The sequence below is a fragment of the Paenirhizobium cremeum genome (assembly GCF_047553425.1).
Classification (GTDB): domain Bacteria; phylum Pseudomonadota; class Alphaproteobacteria; order Rhizobiales; family Rhizobiaceae; genus Allorhizobium; species Allorhizobium cremeum.
Genome location: NZ_CP180219.1, coordinates 162,588 through 176,906, shown reverse-complemented (window position 1 = coordinate 176,906; position 14,319 = coordinate 162,588). Strand labels below are relative to the sequence as shown.

Below are 14,319 nucleotides of genomic sequence, written 5' to 3'. Positions count from 1 at the left end.
CGCTGCTTGTCAGCATGACGAACGACATGTCCGCTCCTTCACGTTTTCGGAGGTCCGCATGCGATCGAAAAGGCGGACGAGGTCGTCGGGCGGTATCGTCGCCTTCATCTCGACGGCAAGCCGTCTGACATCCGCAAGAAGTCCCGCGAGCATTTCCCGGTCTCCCGCCCTGCCATTCTGGCCGAGGACATGGGCGAGTGCGGCCGCGCCCGAATGCTTGCCGATGGCGATACGGTGATTTCGCCCGAACTCCGCCGGATCGAGTCCCTGGTAGGTCTGGCGATCGCTCAGCAGGCCGGCGACGTGAATGCCTGACTCATGCGTGAAGACATTGGCCCCGGTGATCGGTTTGGCCGGAGACAAAGCCTGCCGCGCACAACGGGCGACGAGGGCGGCAAGGCCTGGAAAGGCGGTAAGATCGAGCCCTGTCGAAATACCGTACATCAGTTGCAGTACGGCTGCCACTTCTTCCAGCGGGGCATTGCCCGCCCGTTCGCCAAGTCCTGACACGGTGACGGAAAGGTGTCGGGCGCCGGCCCTGAAGGCGGCAACCGAGTTCGCCGTCGCGAGGCCGAAATCGTTGTGGGCATGAAATTCGAGCGGCACAGGTGCGCGCCGTGCCAGCGGCTCGATCAGCGCGACGGTCGAAAAGGGATCGAGAATGCCGACGGTGTCGGCAAGCCTCACCCGGTCGGCGCCGGCGGAAGCGGCAATCGTTATCACCCGTTCCAGGTGTTCCGGATCTGCGCGCGATGCATCCTCGCAGCCGACCGCCACGAATAGGCCGGCCTTCGAAGCCTTCCGGACCATTGCCTCAATGATCCTCAGGGCTTCGTCGCGGTCGATGCCGAGCTTTGCGGAAAGCTGTAGATCCGAGGCGGGCAGCGACAGATTGACCGCCGCAACCCCGCTGCGAAGGGCCGCGTCGAGATCCGGTTCCGTCATCCGACACCAAGCCATCACCCGCATCGGCAGATTGAGTGAGACGACGGCGCTGATCGCGGCCACCTCATCTTCCCCCATGGCCGGTGTGCCGACCTCGATCTCGGGAACGCCGGCAGCCGCAAGCGCTTCGGCAAGCTCGAGTTTCTCCGAAAGGGAGAATGCGACGCCCGGCGCCTGCTCGCCATCGCGCAGGGTCGTGTCGTTTAGGAATACTGCCGGCTTCGAGGCGGTGTGCATTGGATTTCCCTCAGGCATGGACAAGACCGGAAGGCTGGTTGAAAGGCTGGCTGGGCATCGGCTTGCGCAGCCGCCCCACGATCTCGGGCATGACGGCGAGCACTCTTGCGATGTCGGCTTCGCCGGTATCGCGAGACAGCGAGAACCGCACGGCGCCGCGCAGGAATTGCGGCGGTACTGCCATCGCTTTCAATACGTGGCTGGGTTCCGTCGAGCCGGAAGTACAGGCTGAGCCGGACGAGCAGGCTATGCCGGCGCGGTCGAGCAGCGCCACCAGGGCATCGCTCTCAACGCCTTCGAAGGCGATATTGCAGGTGTTCGGCAACCGCGCGGTCGTATCGCCGTTCACATGCGTACCGTCGATGCGTTGTTGCAGCCCCTGTTCGAGCCGATCGCGAAGCCTGGCGATCCGTGGCCCTTCGGCGCTCACGGTGTCCATGGCGCATTCCGCAGCCTTGCCGAGACCGACAATGCCCGGAACGTTTTCCGTGCCGGCCCGTCGTGCGCGCTCCTGGCGACCGCCAAGGATCGATGGAGCAAAGGGCGTGCCGCGCCGGACATAGAGCGCGCCGACACCCTTCGGCCCATGCAGTTTGTGTGCAGACAGCGACAGCATGTCTATCCCGGTCTCCTTCAGGTCGACCGGAAGCCTGCCGACGGCCTGGACGGCATCCGTGTGAAACAGGGCTCCGACCGTCCTCGTCATTTCCGCCAGTTCGGCGACCGGAAAGATCACGCCGGTTTCATTGTTGGCCCACATGAGCGACACGATGGCCGTGCGCGCCGACAGCACCGCCTGAAAAGCGTCGACATCCAACCGCCCGCGACCGTCCACCGGAATAATGCGGACCTTTACGCCACGGTCGGATTCCAGATGCCGGCAGAGCGTAAGGACCGCGGGATGCTCGACGGCGGAGACCACCACCTCGTCGCGGCCGGCCATGACATTGAGCGCCGAAAGGATGGCCGTATTGTCGCTCTCCGTGCCGCCCGAGGTGAAGACGATCTCGTGGTCATGAGCCGCGCCCACCAGGGCCTGCACCCGTTTGCGCGCGCTGCGGACAGCGGCAGCCGCGGCCGAGCCGAAGGCATAGCCCGAGGAGGGGTTGCCGAAGCATTCGGTGAAGCAGGGCAACATCGCCTCGACAACCGCCGGATCGGTCCGGCTGGTGGCGTTATTGTCCAGATAGACGGGCTGCATGATCGGGCTCCCTCAATTGACCGGAATGACGCGAAGCGGCATGCCGACCGCCTCGATCAGCTTCTGGCGAACGCCGTTGACGGTGACGGCGGCGAGCTGGCAGCCGACACAGGCGCCGGAGAGGCGGATATACACCGCATCTCCGTCCAACCTGACTAACTGGCAATCGCCGCCGTCGCGCTTCAGGTTCGGGCGGATCGCTTCAAGAGCTGCCTCGATCAGGGGTTTGCGGCTGGCAAGGAGCGCGGCGCGCAGAGCCAATGCGTCGCGATCGGCAGTCTCGAGGGGTTGCGATGGCGGTGCGTGGCCCCGCGGACCGATCGGCTGCGGCGTTGCGGTCGGCCTTGACGATCGGCCGGCCAGCCCATCGAACAGGGTGATGCGCGCCGTACGGGCTTGTTCGTGCATCATCGTCTCCCGCTCAGCCGAAGGATTTGCCACAGGCACATTTGTCTGCGGCGTTCGGGTTGTCGAAGACGAAGCCGGAGGATTCGAGACCGGTGACGAAATCGACGGTCATGCCCGCCACATGGGGCTGGGAGCGGGTATCGACATAGACCTTGACGCCGTCGGCATCGATGACGGCGTCGCCGTCCCGAACCGTCGATTCCAACCCCATCATGTATTTGAAGCCGGCACAACCGCCGGCCTCGACCATGATACGGAGCCCTTCGGCGGGCTCCAAAGCCTTCGACAATGCGGACTTGACGGCGGAAATGGCATTCTCGGTGAGAGTGATCATGGTGCATTTCTCCTTTTCGTCAGGACGACGCAAGAAACCATGCATCAGGCGTGCCAGAGAGATTTATCGTTTTAAAGCAGATTGTTACGAAAAAGTGCGTTTGTCGGTTTTGCGACAACGTCTCCAATCCGACATCGCATGTCGGCACCCTACAAAAGATCGAAAGCCTGTCGGGTTTGTCACGTCTGCGACAGGTGGGTGTCGCGCTGGCCGGGGAAGTGTAATTTCAATTAAACTATTGAAATATATGTATAAAATAGAAAAACCTTCGGTCTTTTGGCAAACTGGCACGGCTTTTGAAACGGAAGGAATGGCGGCGGTCGAGCCTGCCGATCCGATATCCAGCCCTGCGGGAGAGGCCGCGGGTGCTTCAGCGAAGGAAGGAAAAGTCATGACAGCTCTGCGTCAGATCGCATTTTACGGGAAGGGCGGGATCGGCAAGTCCACGACCTCCCAGAACACGCTCGCCGCTCTTGTCGATCTCGGACAGAAGATCCTGATCGTCGGCTGCGATCCCAAGGCGGATTCCACCCGCCTGATCCTCAACTCCAAGGCGCAGGATACGGTCCTGTCGCTTGCAGCCCAGGAAGGTTCCGTCGAAGACCTCGAGCTCGAGGATGTCCTGAAGATCGGCTACAAGGGCATCAAGTGCGTGGAATCCGGTGGTCCCGAGCCGGGCGTCGGCTGTGCCGGTCGCGGCGTCATTACCTCGATCAACTTTCTCGAGGAAAACGGCGCCTATGACGACGTGGACTATGTGTCCTACGATGTCCTCGGCGACGTCGTCTGTGGCGGCTTCGCCATGCCGATCCGCGAGAACAAGGCGCAGGAAATCTACATCGTCATGTCCGGCGAGATGATGGCGCTCTACGCCGCCAACAACATCGCCAAGGGCATCCTGAAATACGCCAATTCCGGCGGCGTGCGTCTCGGCGGCCTGATCTGCAACGAGCGTCAGACCGACCGCGAACTCGACCTCGCCGAGGCGCTTGCGGCCCGGCTCAATTCGAAGCTGATCCACTTTGTGCCGCGCGACAACATCGTGCAGCACGCCGAGCTGCGCAAGCAGACGGTCATCGAATATGCGCCGAACTCGCAGCAGGCCCAGGAATATCGCCAGCTCGCCCAGAAGATCCATGACAATTCCGGCAAGGGTACGATCCCGACCCCGATCACCATGGAGGAACTGGAAGACATGCTGCTCGCCTTCGGCATCATGAAGACCGACGAGCAGATGCTCGCCGAGCTTGCCGCCAAGGAAGCTGCCGCTGCAGCCCATTGAGTGAACGATTCAACCGGGCGCCGGCCTTGACCCGGCGCTCCAGTCGAAACGGCGGTCAGCCGCCATCAGCGAGGGATCGCAAGCCATGAGCCTCGACTACGAAAACGACAGCCAGCTCCACGAAAAACTAATCGAGGAAGTGCTGTCCCAGTATCCCGACAAGACGGCCAAGCGCCGCAAGAAGCATCTCAATGTCGCCAAGGCGGGCGGTGAGGTCGATCAGGAAGAGGGCAGACCTCTCTCCGAATGCGACGTGAAGTCGAACATCAAGTCCATTCCGGGCGTCATGACCATTCGCGGCTGCGCCTATGCCGGCTCCAAGGGCGTGGTCTGGGGACCTGTCAAGGACATGGTCCACATCTCCCATGGCCCGGTCGGCTGCGGGCAATATTCGTGGTCTCAGCGCCGCAACTACTACATCGGCACCACCGGCATAGATACCTTCGTCACCATGCAGTTCACCTCCGATTTCCAGGAGAAGGACATCGTCTTCGGCGGCGACAAGAAGTTGGAAAAAGTTATCGACGAGATCGAGCAGCTCTTTCCGCTCAACAACGGCGTGACGATCCAGTCCGAATGTCCAATCGGCCTGATCGGCGACGATATCGAAGCCGTCTCGCGCAAGAAGAAGAAAGAGCTGAACAAGACGATCGTGCCCGTCCGCTGCGAAGGTTTCCGCGGCGTCTCGCAGTCACTCGGCCACCACATCGCCAATGACGCGATCCGCGACTGGGTGTTCTCCAGCGAGGACAAGCATGCCGAATTCGAGACCGGTCCTTACGACGTCAACATCATCGGCGACTACAATATCGGCGGCGACGCCTGGGCGTCCCGCATCCTGCTTGAGGAAATGGGCCTGCGCGTGGTCGGCAACTGGTCCGGCGATGCGACGCTCGCCGAAATCGAACGGGCACCGAAGGCCAAGCTCAACCTCATCCATTGCTACCGGTCGATGAACTACATCTGCCGCCACATGGAAGAGAAGTACGGGATCGCCTGGACGGAATACAATTTCTTCGGTCCATCCCAGATCGAGGCGTCGCTGCGCAAGATCGCCAAGCATTTCGGCCCCGAGATCGAAGCGAACGCCGAAGCCGTCATCGCCAAGTACCGCCCGCTGGTCGATGCGGTGATCGAGAAGTTCCGCCCGCGTCTCGAAGGCAAGACGGTGATGCTCTATGTCGGCGGTCTTCGCCCCCGCCACGTCATCACGGCCTATGAAGACCTTGGCATGGAGATCGTCGGTACCGGCTACGAGTTCGGCCACAACGACGACTACCAGCGCACCAGTCACTACGTGAAGAACGGTACGCTGATCTATGACGACGTGACGGGCTACGAACTCGAGAAGTTCATCGAGGGCATCCGCCCGGACCTCGTCGGCTCCGGCATCAAGGAAAAGTATCCCGTCCAGAAGATGGGCATCCCCTTCCGCCAGATGCACAGCTGGGACTATTCCGGCCCCTACCATGGCTATGACGGCTTTGCGATCTTCGCCCGCGACATGGATCTTGCGATCAACAATCCGGTCTGGGGCCTCTACGACGCACCCTGGAAGAAAAAGCAGGCCGAGCCGCTACCGATTGCCGCCGAATGACGGTTCCGCCCTCGCCGCAGGGCGGGGGCAGGGGCTCGTGCGAGCCCCGGTACATAAAGAACGCCCACGGGAAAACCCGTTCGGGACCTGTCGAAACGTCATTGTCCCGGTGCCGCCGTATGGCGCGGCCCGCAAGGATGGAGGTGACCAGTCATGCCGCAGTCAGCCGAAAAAGTCCTCGACCATGCTCCGCTCTTCCGCGAGCCTGAATATGTCGAGATGCTGAAGAACAAGAAGGAAAACTTCGAATGCCCGCATCCGGGCGAATGGGTCGACGATCAGCGCGAGCTGACCAAGACCTGGGAATATCGCGAGAAGAACCTCGCCCGCGAGGCGCTCGTCGTCAATCCGGCCAAGGCCTGCCAGCCGCTTGGCGCCGTCTTCGCCGCTGCCGGTTTTGAGAAGACCATGTCCTTCGTGCACGGTTCTCAAGGCTGCGTCGCCTATTACCGTTCGCACCTGTCGCGCCACTTCAAGGAACCGTCCTCGGCCGTCTCCTCGTCGATGACGGAAGACGCGGCGGTGTTCGGCGGGCTCAAGAACATGATCGACGGCCTAGCCAACACCTATACGCTCTATGAGCCGAAGATGATTGCGGTGTCCACCACCTGCATGGCGGAAGTCATCGGCGACGACCTGCGCAGCTTCATCGAGAACGCCAAGAACGAAGGCTCGGTGCCGGTCGACTACGACGTACCCTTCGCCCATACGCCGGCCTTCGTCGGCAGCCATGTCGACGGCTACGACAACATGGTGCGCGGCGTGTTCGAGCATTTCTGGAAGGGCCGGACACGGACCGAAGTAAAAGGACGCTTCAACCTGATCCCCGGCTTCGACGGCTTCTGCGTCGGCAACAACCGCGAAATCAAGCGCATGCTGTCGCTGATGGGTGTCGATTACACCTTCATCCAGGATGCCTCGGACCAGTATGACACGCCGTCCGACGGCGAATACCGCATGTATGACGGCGGCACGAAGATCGATGACGTCAAGGATGCGCTGAACGCCGAATGGACGCTGTCGCTGCAGCATTATTGCACCCGCAAGACCGAAGAATATTGCGCGGAGGTTGGCCAGAAGGTCGCCTCGCTGCATTATCCGCTCGGCGTTCGCGGCACCGACGACTTCCTGATGAAGGTCTCGGAAATGACCGGCAAGGACATTCCGGAGGCTCTTCGTCTGGAACGTGGTCGCCTGGTCGATGCCATGGCTGATAGTCAGGCCTATCTGCACGGCAAGAAATACGCGATCTACGGCGATCCGGATTTCGTCTATGGCATGGCCCGCTTCATTCTGGAAACGGGCGGCGAGTCGACCCATTGCCTCGCGACCAACGGTTCCACGGCCTGGGAAGCCGAGATGAAGGAACTCTTCGCCTCCTCGCCGTTCGGCAAGGATTGCCAGGTCTGGGCGGGCAAGGATCTCTGGGCCATGCGCTCGCTGCTGTTCACCGAGCCGGTCGATCTCCTGATCGGCAGCTCCTACGGGAAGTATCTGGAACGCGACACCGGCACGCCGCTCCTGCGTCTCACCTTCCCGATCTTCGACCGCCATCATCATCATCGTTTTCCGCTGATGGGCTATCAGGGCGGCCTGCGCGTGCTGACGACGATCCTCGACAAGTTCTTCGACGTCTACGACCAGCAGACGATCCTCCCGTCGAAGACCGACTATTCCTTCGATTTGACACGCTGATCCTTGCCGGCCCCCGAGTGGGGGCCTGCTTCCAACGGTTTCAACTTCCATGGTGGAGACAGGTGCGATGTCGGCATTGAAGGCGAAGATCGAGGATGTGTTCAACGAGCCCAGTTGCGACAAGAACCAGGGCAAGGACGCCAAGGCTCGCAAGAAGGGCTGTTCCAAGCCGCTGACGCCGGGGGCGGCGGCCGGCGGTTGCGCCTTCGACGGCGCCAAGATCGTGCTGCAACCGGTGACCGACGTCGCCCATCTCATCCATGCGCCGCTCGCCTGCGAGGGCAATAGCTGGGATAACCGGGGCGCCGCCTCGTCCGGCTCCAGCCTCTGGCGCACCAGTTTCACCACGGATCTCACCGAACTCGACATCGTCATGGGGCAGGGGGAGCGGAAACTCTTCAGGGCGATCCGCGAGATTGCCGAGCGCTACGCACCACCGGCCATCTTCGTCTACTCCACCTGCGTGACCGCATTGATCGGCGACGATATCGAGGCGGTCTGTCGGCGCGCGGCGGAAAAGTTCGGCCTGCCGGTCGTTCCGGTCAATGCGCCTGGCTTCGTCGGCTCGAAGAATCTTGGCAACAAACTTGCCGGCGAGGCTCTGCTCGACCACGTGATCGGTACGGAAGAGCCCGATGATGTCACGCCCTACGACATCAATATTCTCGGTGAGTTCAATCTTTCCGGCGAATTCTGGATGGTGAAGCCGCTTCTCGAAAAACTTGGCATGCGCGTCAGGGCCTGCATTCCCGGCGACGCCCGTTACCGCGACATCGCCACCGCCCACCGGGCCAAGGCGACGATGATGGTCTGTTCGACAGCCCTCATCAATCTCGCCCGCAAGATGGAGGAGCGCTTCGGCATCCCCTATTTCGAGGGTTCATTCTACGGAATCTCCGATACCTCGGAGGCGTTGCGGCAGCTTGCTGCCTTGCTGGTACAACAAGGAGCGCCCCCTGAGCTCCTTGACCGGACGGAATCCCTCATCGCGGAGGAGGAGGCCAGAGCCTGGGCCGCACTTGAGGGATTCCGTCCCCGCCTTGAGGGCAAGCGCGTACTGCTCAACACCGGTGGGGTGAAGAGCTGGTCGGTTGTCCATGCGCTTCAGGAAATCGGCGTGGAGATCGTCGGCACCTCGGTCAAGAAGTCGACGCCCGAGGACAAGGAGCGCATCAAGCAGATCCTCAAGGACGATAACCATATGTTCGATTCCATGGCGCCGCGCGACCTCTACGCCATGCTCGCCGAACACAAGGCCGACATCATGCTGTCGGGCGGGCGCACCCAGTTCATCGCGCTGAAGGCGAAGATGCCCTGGCTCGATATCAACCAGGAACGGCACCACCCCTATGCCGGCTATGACGGCATGGTGGAACTGGCGCGCCAGATCGACATCGCCATCCACAATCCCGTCTGGGAGACCGTGCGCGAGGCCTCACCATGGGACGCAGACGGCAATCTGGTCTCAAGCGCACCGAACCCCGGCGAAAACGACGACACGCCGCTTGCCGAGCCAGTGCACGCCTTCCGCAAGTTCGCCAATTCCAATGCCGATGAAATGGGAGAATGCTGATGGCCCGTATTGTGCATCAGACGAAACAAGTCGCGATCAATCCGCTCAAGTCCTCGCAGCCACTCGGGGCCGCCTTCGCCTATCTCGGGGTCGATGGCGCCATGCCGCTCTTTCACGGCAGCCAGGGCTGCACCTCCTTCGCGCTCGTCCTGTTCGTCCGCCATTTCAAGGAAACGATCCCGTTGCAGACGACGGCAATGGACGAAGTCGCCACCATTCTCGGCGGCGCCGATCATCTGGAGGAGGCGATCCTCAACCTCAAGAACCGCACGAAGCCGAGTCTGATCGGCATCTGCACCACTGCGCTGGTCGAAACCCGCGGCGAGGATTTCGCCGGCGATCTCGCGAGGATCAAGGCGAAGCGCGCGGAAGAACTCGCCGGCACCGAGGTGGTGCTATCCAACACGCCGGATTTCGACGGTGCGATGGAGGAGGGCTGGGCCAAGGCCGTAACCTCGATGATCGAAGGCGTCACCATTCCCGGGGAGCGGGTGCGGGACCCGAAAAAGATCGCCATCCTGCCCGGCTGGCACCTGACGGTCGCCGACATCGAGAATATCCGCGAGACGGTGGAGAGCTTCGGCCTAACCCCGATAATCCTGCCGGACATTTCCGGCGCGCTCGACGGCACGGTTCCCGACCGCTGGATACCGACCACCTATGGCGGCACGAAAGTCGAGGACATCCGCAATCTCGGCGAATGCTTCCAGGCGATCGCGATCGGCGAGCACATGCGCGGGCCGGCGGAGGCGCTGCAGGCGGCGACCGGTGTTCCCTATGCGCTCTTCCAGCAGCTTTCCGGCATGAAGGCGATCGACCGCTTCATCACCATGCTGGCAATGATTTCCGGCAATCCCGTGCCGGCGAAGGTGCGTCGCCGTCGAGCCCAGTTGCAGGATGCGCTGCTCGACGGGCACTTTCATTTCGGTGGCAAGCGGATCGCGATCGCGGCCGAACCGGACCACCTTTACCAGCTTTCGACCTTCTTCACCGGACTTGGCGCTGAGATCGCTGTCGCAGTCACTACCACGGGCACCAGCGGCATCCTGCAGAAAGTACAGACCGAGGTGGTGCAGGTGGGTGACCTCGCCGATCTGGAGGCGATGGCTCAAGCCGCCGAAGCCGATCTGATCGTGGCCCATTCCCACGGCCGCCAGGCGGCGGAAAGGATCGGCGTGCCGCTGATGCGGGTCGGTTTCCCGATCTTCGACCGGCTGGGCAGCCAGCACAAGCTCACCGTTCTCTACGAAGGCGCGCGCGACATGATCTTCGAGGCGGCCAACATCTTCCAGTCCGTCCAGCTCCAGCCCACCCCGGAAGAGCTCAATCCTTTCCGCAACAGGGAGACCGACAATGACAGCCGTCCGACGTCTTTCACTCGTCACTGACGAGGGGCCAGCGCCTGCACCGGACCGCCCGAAGGGCGCCTTGCGCATTGCCATCGCCACTCAGGACATGAAAGGCCTCAACGCCCATTTCGGCTCTGCCAAGCTGTTTGCCGTCTATGACATCACGCCTGAAAGCTGGACCTTCGTCGAGGCTGTCGGTTTCGGCGACGTCTCCGACGAGAGCGGCAAGCACAAGACGGAGGGCGATGACCGGATCACGCCTAAGGTCGAGGCGCTGAAGGGCTGCCACCTTCTGTTTTGTCTCGCGATCGGTGGTCCCTCAGCAGCCAAGGTGGTGTCCGCGAAGATCCATCCGATCAAGGTTCCGCAGCCTTCCTCCATCGAGGAGGTGCTGTCGCGCACCCAGACCATGCTGAAAACCGCGCCGCCCCCCTGGCTGCGCAAGGTGCTGGCCGAGGCCGGCGTTTCCGTCACCAAGCCATCCTTCGATGATGAAGACTGAAAAAGGAGATTGCCCATGACCCCGACTGCCGTTCTTGAAAAGACCGCCGCCAACGACGACGTCGACGCCATGGCGACGCCGTTCATGAAATGCCTCGTCCGGCTGATGCGTGCGCAGGATACCTATGACGCCTGGGAGGGGCGCTCCGATGCTTCCATCCTCGGCGATTTCATTGTGACGAAGGAGCAGCGCCGTGAGATCCCGATTATTGGGGACCCCGATCCGGATGTGTTGTGGCGGCTGGAAATCTTCTATTCGGCGGTCGGACTTGCCATCGAGCAGGAGACCGGGATCATCGCGTCGCCGATGATGAAGATGAGCCATGAGGGGTTCGGGCGCGTGCTGCTGACGGCCGGGCGTCTTGTCGTCGTGCTGAAATCCCTGCGCGACGTCCACCGCTTCGGTTTCGAGACCCTGACCAAGCTTGCCGATGCCGGCAACAAGCTTGTGCAGGATGCCGTCGAAATGATCGGCAAATTCCCTGAAGTCGCCAGATACTGACAGGGGGAGGCGAACATGTCCGAACTTGAGGAACTCCAGAAAAAGGTCCGAAAGCTCAACTCCAGGGCCGGAAATGCCAAGATGGAGCTACACGACCTTGCAGAGGATCTGCCGGTCAACTGGACCGAGATCAGGGCGGTCGCCGAACGCACCTACGCCGTCTTTGCCGAACTGGAGGCCGCCAAGGCCGAGTTGGCGGCCCTGGAGGGGGTATGATGGGCAATTCCTTCTCCACCCGCGACGGCTCTCCATGGATGCCGGAATACCTGACGGCGATCGATGGCGGGACCTGCATCGGCTGCGGCCGCTGCTACAAGGTCTGTTCGCGCGATGTGATGCATCTCCATGGCGTGAACGAGGAAGGGGAGATCCTCGGGCTCTACGATGAGGAGGAAGGGGACGACTTCGATGGCGAACTCAACCGCATGATTATGGTCGTCGATCACGCTGGCGCCTGCATCGGCTGCGGTGCCTGCGCGCGCGTCTGTCCGAAGAACTGCCAGACCCACGTCGCGGCGGGCGAACTCGCCGCATGACCTGAAGGAGACATCCGATGTTTGCCGATCATTATGCCTGCCTGATCGCCGGCCAGTGGCCGGCCATCGATGCCGACACCGCTTTCGACCGCCACGCGCTGGCCTGCGTCCTGTCGATTGCGCGCGACGAAGACCTTTCGGGCCGTGCGACCATCGCCGAGGCGACAGGCCTCGGTCCGAAGGAACTGATGCGCCTCGTCGCCCGCAATTTTCCTGCCGTTCCCTTCGACAGCTTCGGCATCGATCCGGACGAGGCCGAGCCCGAACGGGACGAGGAAGAGGAAATCCTGTTCGAACTGCTCCTGCAGCATCGCAATCCGGGGATTGCGGCGAGCCTGCACTTTGCCCGCATTGTTGCCCGCCGCGCCATGCGTGATGACCATCTCTGGCAGGATCTCGGCCTGTTCGAACGCGCCGAGCTCACGCGGCTCCTGAATCGCCACTTTCCGATGCTGGCGGCAGGAAACACCGAGAACATGAAGTGGAAGAAGTATTTCTATCGCAGGCTCTGCGAAGCGGAAGGCTTTTCGCTCTGCACGGCGCCGAGCTGCCGTGAATGCGGCGACTTCAATGCTTGTTTCGGCGAGGAAACCGGCGAGAGTCGTCTGGCGCGCCTGAAAAACGGGGTGGTTCAATGGGCCTGACGGTCATCACCGGTCCGGTCGCCGGGTTTTGTAGCAATCGCGACCACGGCAATTGTCTGGTTCGCGACAATGTCAGGCCTGGTCGTCTGTTCTTCATATCAAAGTATTGATTTTAAATGATTATTTTAATTGGAATGGAGATTGCTTCCGATCGTTTATCGGTTTTGGTCACCGATATGAAGTCAAACTTCCTAACGATTGATCGAGGTTTCCATGCGTCCAAACTCACTGCGCCCCGTTCTCGATTTCCGCGGCGCCAATGGCAACCGCGCCGGTGAAGACCGGTTCCAGCTCCTGGCGGCGATCGACCGCACCGGCTCGATCGCCGCCGCCGCCAAGGTTGTCGGGATCAGCTATCGGGGGGCGTGGGACGCGGTGAATTCACTGAACAACCTCTTTCCCCGGCCGATCGTCATCGCCAGTCCGGGCGGGCGGCATGGCGGCAGCGCCCGCGTCACAGCGGAGGGTCTTCGGGCGCTCACCGTTCATCGGTTACTGACCGCCTCGATCGGCGAGATCGTCGCAAATCTGGAAACCACCATTTCCGGAGATCCCACTGTTTCCTTTCCTGCCCAGTCCCTGCTTTGGAGCCCGATCATGAAAACCAGTGCCCGCAATACCTATCACGGCATCGTCACCGATGTTCATCACGGGGCGATCAATGCTGAGGTGATGCTGAAGATCGCCGAAGACGTCACCTTGACCGTGATGATTACCGAGCAGAGTGTTGCAAACCTCAACATCGTCCCGGGAGTCGAGGCTTATGCGCTCATCAAGGCGAGCACGCCTATCCTGATGACCGAGACCGACAGCATGAGGACATCGGCACGCAACCGCATCTGCGGCACTGTCGTTTCCGTCGAGCCCGGCGCCGTCAATGCCGAGGTCATTCTCGATATCGGGGACGGCAAGACACTCTGCGCCATCGTGACGGACGATAGTACCGAGGCGCTCGAAATCACGCCCGGTCTGCGGCTCTGCGCCCTCGTCAAAGCCTCGCAGATCATCCTCGCTCTCGCCTGAGCCACTCGCGCAACCGGCGTCTGGCAAGCTCTAAAAACGCTTTTGCCGGCTGCCCGGGACAGCTTGGTCCTTCCTCGTCTTGAGGTTTCCTGGCGCAATCCCGTTCAGGAGCGCTCCCCGGGACCGCTGGGCCTACACGCCTTCATCGATCATGGTGTAGATCTTGCGGGTTTGTTCGTGAATGGTCCACTCGCCCCGCCATCCGATCGGCAAAACGAACATTTCTCCGGCACCGATCCTTTGCTCGGTGCCGTCGCCATTGTGCAGGGTCACGCTGCCGGAAAGAAGGTGGCAGATTTCGGAATTCCGGCTGCGATCGGCGGTAAAGCGGCCGGGTGTGCACTCCCATATGCCGGTTTCGAGCTTGCCGTCAGGGCTGGTCCAGAGCGCCATCGCAGCTTCTTGCTGATCTCCCTCGATCGAAGTGGGTTTTGGCGAAAAGGTCCCGATGTCGAGGTTGAGAAGGTCGCCGAAATTCTCGAAACTAATCAT

The 14,319-nt window shown here is 61.6% G+C and carries 16 protein-coding genes; 11 read left to right on the top strand and 5 right to left on the bottom strand.

All coding sequences use genetic code 11. The features are described from left to right. Window positions 1-9: 9 nt before the first annotated feature. Genes nifV through ACLBKR_RS22270 form a run of 4 tightly spaced genes read right to left on the bottom strand, consistent with a single transcriptional unit; the run spans window position 10 to window position 3,125 of the window. Window positions 10-1,182, bottom strand: coding sequence for a homocitrate synthase (gene nifV, locus ACLBKR_RS22285; protein WP_113446852.1), 1,173 nt, complete (start codon window positions 1,180-1,182; stop codon window positions 10-12). A 10-nt stretch (window positions 1,183-1,192) separates the two neighbouring features. Further along, entirely contained in the window at window positions 1,193-2,383 is a 1,191-nt protein-coding gene (gene nifS / locus ACLBKR_RS22280) for a cysteine desulfurase NifS (RefSeq protein WP_414902114.1), read from the bottom strand. Between the two features lie 12 nt (window positions 2,384-2,395). Beyond that, window positions 2,396-2,794, bottom strand: coding sequence for a NifU family protein (locus ACLBKR_RS22275; protein WP_414902112.1), 399 nt, complete (start codon window positions 2,792-2,794; stop codon window positions 2,396-2,398). Between the two features lie 10 nt (window positions 2,795-2,804). Continuing rightward, complete coding sequence (locus ACLBKR_RS22270) at window positions 2,805-3,125, bottom strand: iron-sulfur cluster assembly accessory protein (protein WP_112829768.1); 321 nt, start codon at window positions 3,123-3,125, stop codon at window positions 2,805-2,807. Window positions 3,126-3,516: 391 nt separating this feature from the next. On the opposite strand from ACLBKR_RS22270, the gene nifH reads away from it, so the two are divergent. The 11 genes from nifH to ACLBKR_RS22215 all read left to right on the top strand — a co-directional run bounded on the left by nifH (window position 3,517) and on the right by ACLBKR_RS22215 (window position 13,827). Then, window positions 3,517-4,407, top strand: a complete 891-nt coding sequence (gene nifH, locus ACLBKR_RS22265; protein WP_112829892.1) for a nitrogenase iron protein — start codon at window positions 3,517-3,519, stop codon at window positions 4,405-4,407. A gap of 85 nt (window positions 4,408-4,492) precedes the next feature. Continuing rightward, entirely contained in the window at window positions 4,493-6,004 is a 1,512-nt protein-coding gene (gene nifD, locus ACLBKR_RS22260; protein ID WP_414902109.1) for a nitrogenase molybdenum-iron protein alpha chain, read from the top strand. A 153-nt stretch (window positions 6,005-6,157) separates the two neighbouring features. Then, window positions 6,158-7,699, top strand: a complete 1,542-nt coding sequence (nifK, locus tag ACLBKR_RS22255) for a nitrogenase molybdenum-iron protein subunit beta (protein ID WP_414902107.1) — start codon at window positions 6,158-6,160, stop codon at window positions 7,697-7,699. Between the two features lie 67 nt (window positions 7,700-7,766). Next, window positions 7,767-9,272, top strand: coding sequence for a nitrogenase iron-molybdenum cofactor biosynthesis protein NifE (nifE, locus tag ACLBKR_RS22250; RefSeq protein WP_414902105.1), 1,506 nt, complete (start codon window positions 7,767-7,769; stop codon window positions 9,270-9,272). Next, window positions 9,272-10,660, top strand: coding sequence for a nitrogenase iron-molybdenum cofactor biosynthesis protein NifN (nifN, locus tag ACLBKR_RS22245; RefSeq protein ID WP_414902103.1), 1,389 nt, complete (start codon window positions 9,272-9,274; stop codon window positions 10,658-10,660). The genes nifE and nifN overlap by 1 nt, the downstream gene beginning before the upstream one ends. Further along, a complete protein-coding gene (nifX, locus tag ACLBKR_RS22240; RefSeq protein WP_112829773.1) occupies window positions 10,626-11,123 on the top strand; it encodes a nitrogen fixation protein NifX in 498 nt (165 codons plus the stop codon). The genes nifN and nifX overlap by 35 nt, the downstream gene beginning before the upstream one ends. A 15-nt stretch (window positions 11,124-11,138) precedes the next feature. Next, window positions 11,139-11,624: a NifX-associated nitrogen fixation protein gene (locus ACLBKR_RS22235; RefSeq protein ID WP_113438521.1), complete on the top strand. Its 486-nt coding sequence runs from the start codon at window positions 11,139-11,141 to the stop codon at window positions 11,622-11,624. A gap of 15 nt (window positions 11,625-11,639) precedes the next feature. Next, window positions 11,640-11,840, top strand: a complete 201-nt coding sequence (locus ACLBKR_RS22230; RefSeq protein ID WP_113340033.1) for a CCE_0567 family metalloprotein — start codon at window positions 11,640-11,642, stop codon at window positions 11,838-11,840. Then, window positions 11,840-12,160, top strand: a complete 321-nt coding sequence (gene fdxB, locus ACLBKR_RS22225; protein ID WP_113438520.1) for a ferredoxin III, nif-specific — start codon at window positions 11,840-11,842, stop codon at window positions 12,158-12,160. Before ACLBKR_RS22230 ends, fdxB begins: the two co-directional genes overlap by 1 nt. A 17-nt stretch (window positions 12,161-12,177) precedes the next feature. Then, the gene (locus ACLBKR_RS22220) at window positions 12,178-12,804 is read left to right on the top strand and encodes a nitrogen fixation protein NifQ (RefSeq protein WP_113438519.1); all 627 of its coding nucleotides are present in this window, start codon (window positions 12,178-12,180) and stop codon (window positions 12,802-12,804) included. Between the two features lie 213 nt (window positions 12,805-13,017). Continuing rightward, window positions 13,018-13,827, top strand: coding sequence for a TOBE domain-containing protein (locus tag ACLBKR_RS22215; protein ID WP_113490178.1), 810 nt, complete (start codon window positions 13,018-13,020; stop codon window positions 13,825-13,827). 132 nt (window positions 13,828-13,959) lie between these two features. Here the strand turns inward: ACLBKR_RS22215 and ACLBKR_RS22210 are convergent, their stop codons facing one another. Continuing rightward, entirely contained in the window at window positions 13,960-14,319 is a 360-nt protein-coding gene (locus tag ACLBKR_RS22210) for a cupin domain-containing protein (RefSeq protein ID WP_113340030.1), read from the bottom strand.

Excerpts from the sequence above, each read along its gene's own strand:
- ACLBKR_RS22230 (WP_113340033.1), top strand. The coding sequence starts at position 11,640 with ATGTCCGAACTTGAGGAACTCCAGAAAAAGGTCCGAAAGCTCAACTCC.
- nifK (WP_414902107.1), top strand. The coding sequence starts at position 6,158 with ATGCCGCAGTCAGCCGAAAAAGTCCTCGACCATGCTCCGCTCTTCCGC.
- nifD (WP_414902109.1), top strand. The coding sequence starts at position 4,493 with ATGAGCCTCGACTACGAAAACGACAGCCAGCTCCACGAAAAACTAATC.
- fdxB (WP_113438520.1), top strand. The coding sequence starts at position 11,840 with ATGGGCAATTCCTTCTCCACCCGCGACGGCTCTCCATGGATGCCGGAA.
- nifX (WP_112829773.1), top strand. The coding sequence starts at position 10,626 with ATGACAGCCGTCCGACGTCTTTCACTCGTCACTGACGAGGGGCCAGCG.
- nifS (WP_414902114.1), bottom strand. The coding sequence starts at position 2,383 with ATGCAGCCCGTCTATCTGGACAATAACGCCACCAGCCGGACCGATCCG.
- ACLBKR_RS22220 (WP_113438519.1), top strand. The coding sequence starts at position 12,178 with ATGTTTGCCGATCATTATGCCTGCCTGATCGCCGGCCAGTGGCCGGCC.
- nifV (WP_113446852.1), bottom strand. The coding sequence starts at position 1,182 with ATGCACACCGCCTCGAAGCCGGCAGTATTCCTAAACGACACGACCCTG.
- nifN (WP_414902103.1), top strand. The coding sequence starts at position 9,272 with ATGGCCCGTATTGTGCATCAGACGAAACAAGTCGCGATCAATCCGCTC.
- nifE (WP_414902105.1), top strand. The coding sequence starts at position 7,767 with ATGTCGGCATTGAAGGCGAAGATCGAGGATGTGTTCAACGAGCCCAGT.
- ACLBKR_RS22235 (WP_113438521.1), top strand. The coding sequence starts at position 11,139 with ATGACCCCGACTGCCGTTCTTGAAAAGACCGCCGCCAACGACGACGTC.
- nifH (WP_112829892.1), top strand. The coding sequence starts at position 3,517 with ATGACAGCTCTGCGTCAGATCGCATTTTACGGGAAGGGCGGGATCGGC.
- ACLBKR_RS22270 (WP_112829768.1), bottom strand. The coding sequence starts at position 3,125 with ATGATCACTCTCACCGAGAATGCCATTTCCGCCGTCAAGTCCGCATTG.
- ACLBKR_RS22215 (WP_113490178.1), top strand. The coding sequence starts at position 13,018 with ATGCGTCCAAACTCACTGCGCCCCGTTCTCGATTTCCGCGGCGCCAAT.
- ACLBKR_RS22210 (WP_113340030.1), bottom strand. The coding sequence starts at position 14,319 with ATGATTAGTTTCGAGAATTTCGGCGACCTTCTCAACCTCGACATCGGG.
- ACLBKR_RS22275 (WP_414902112.1), bottom strand. The coding sequence starts at position 2,794 with ATGATGCACGAACAAGCCCGTACGGCGCGCATCACCCTGTTCGATGGG.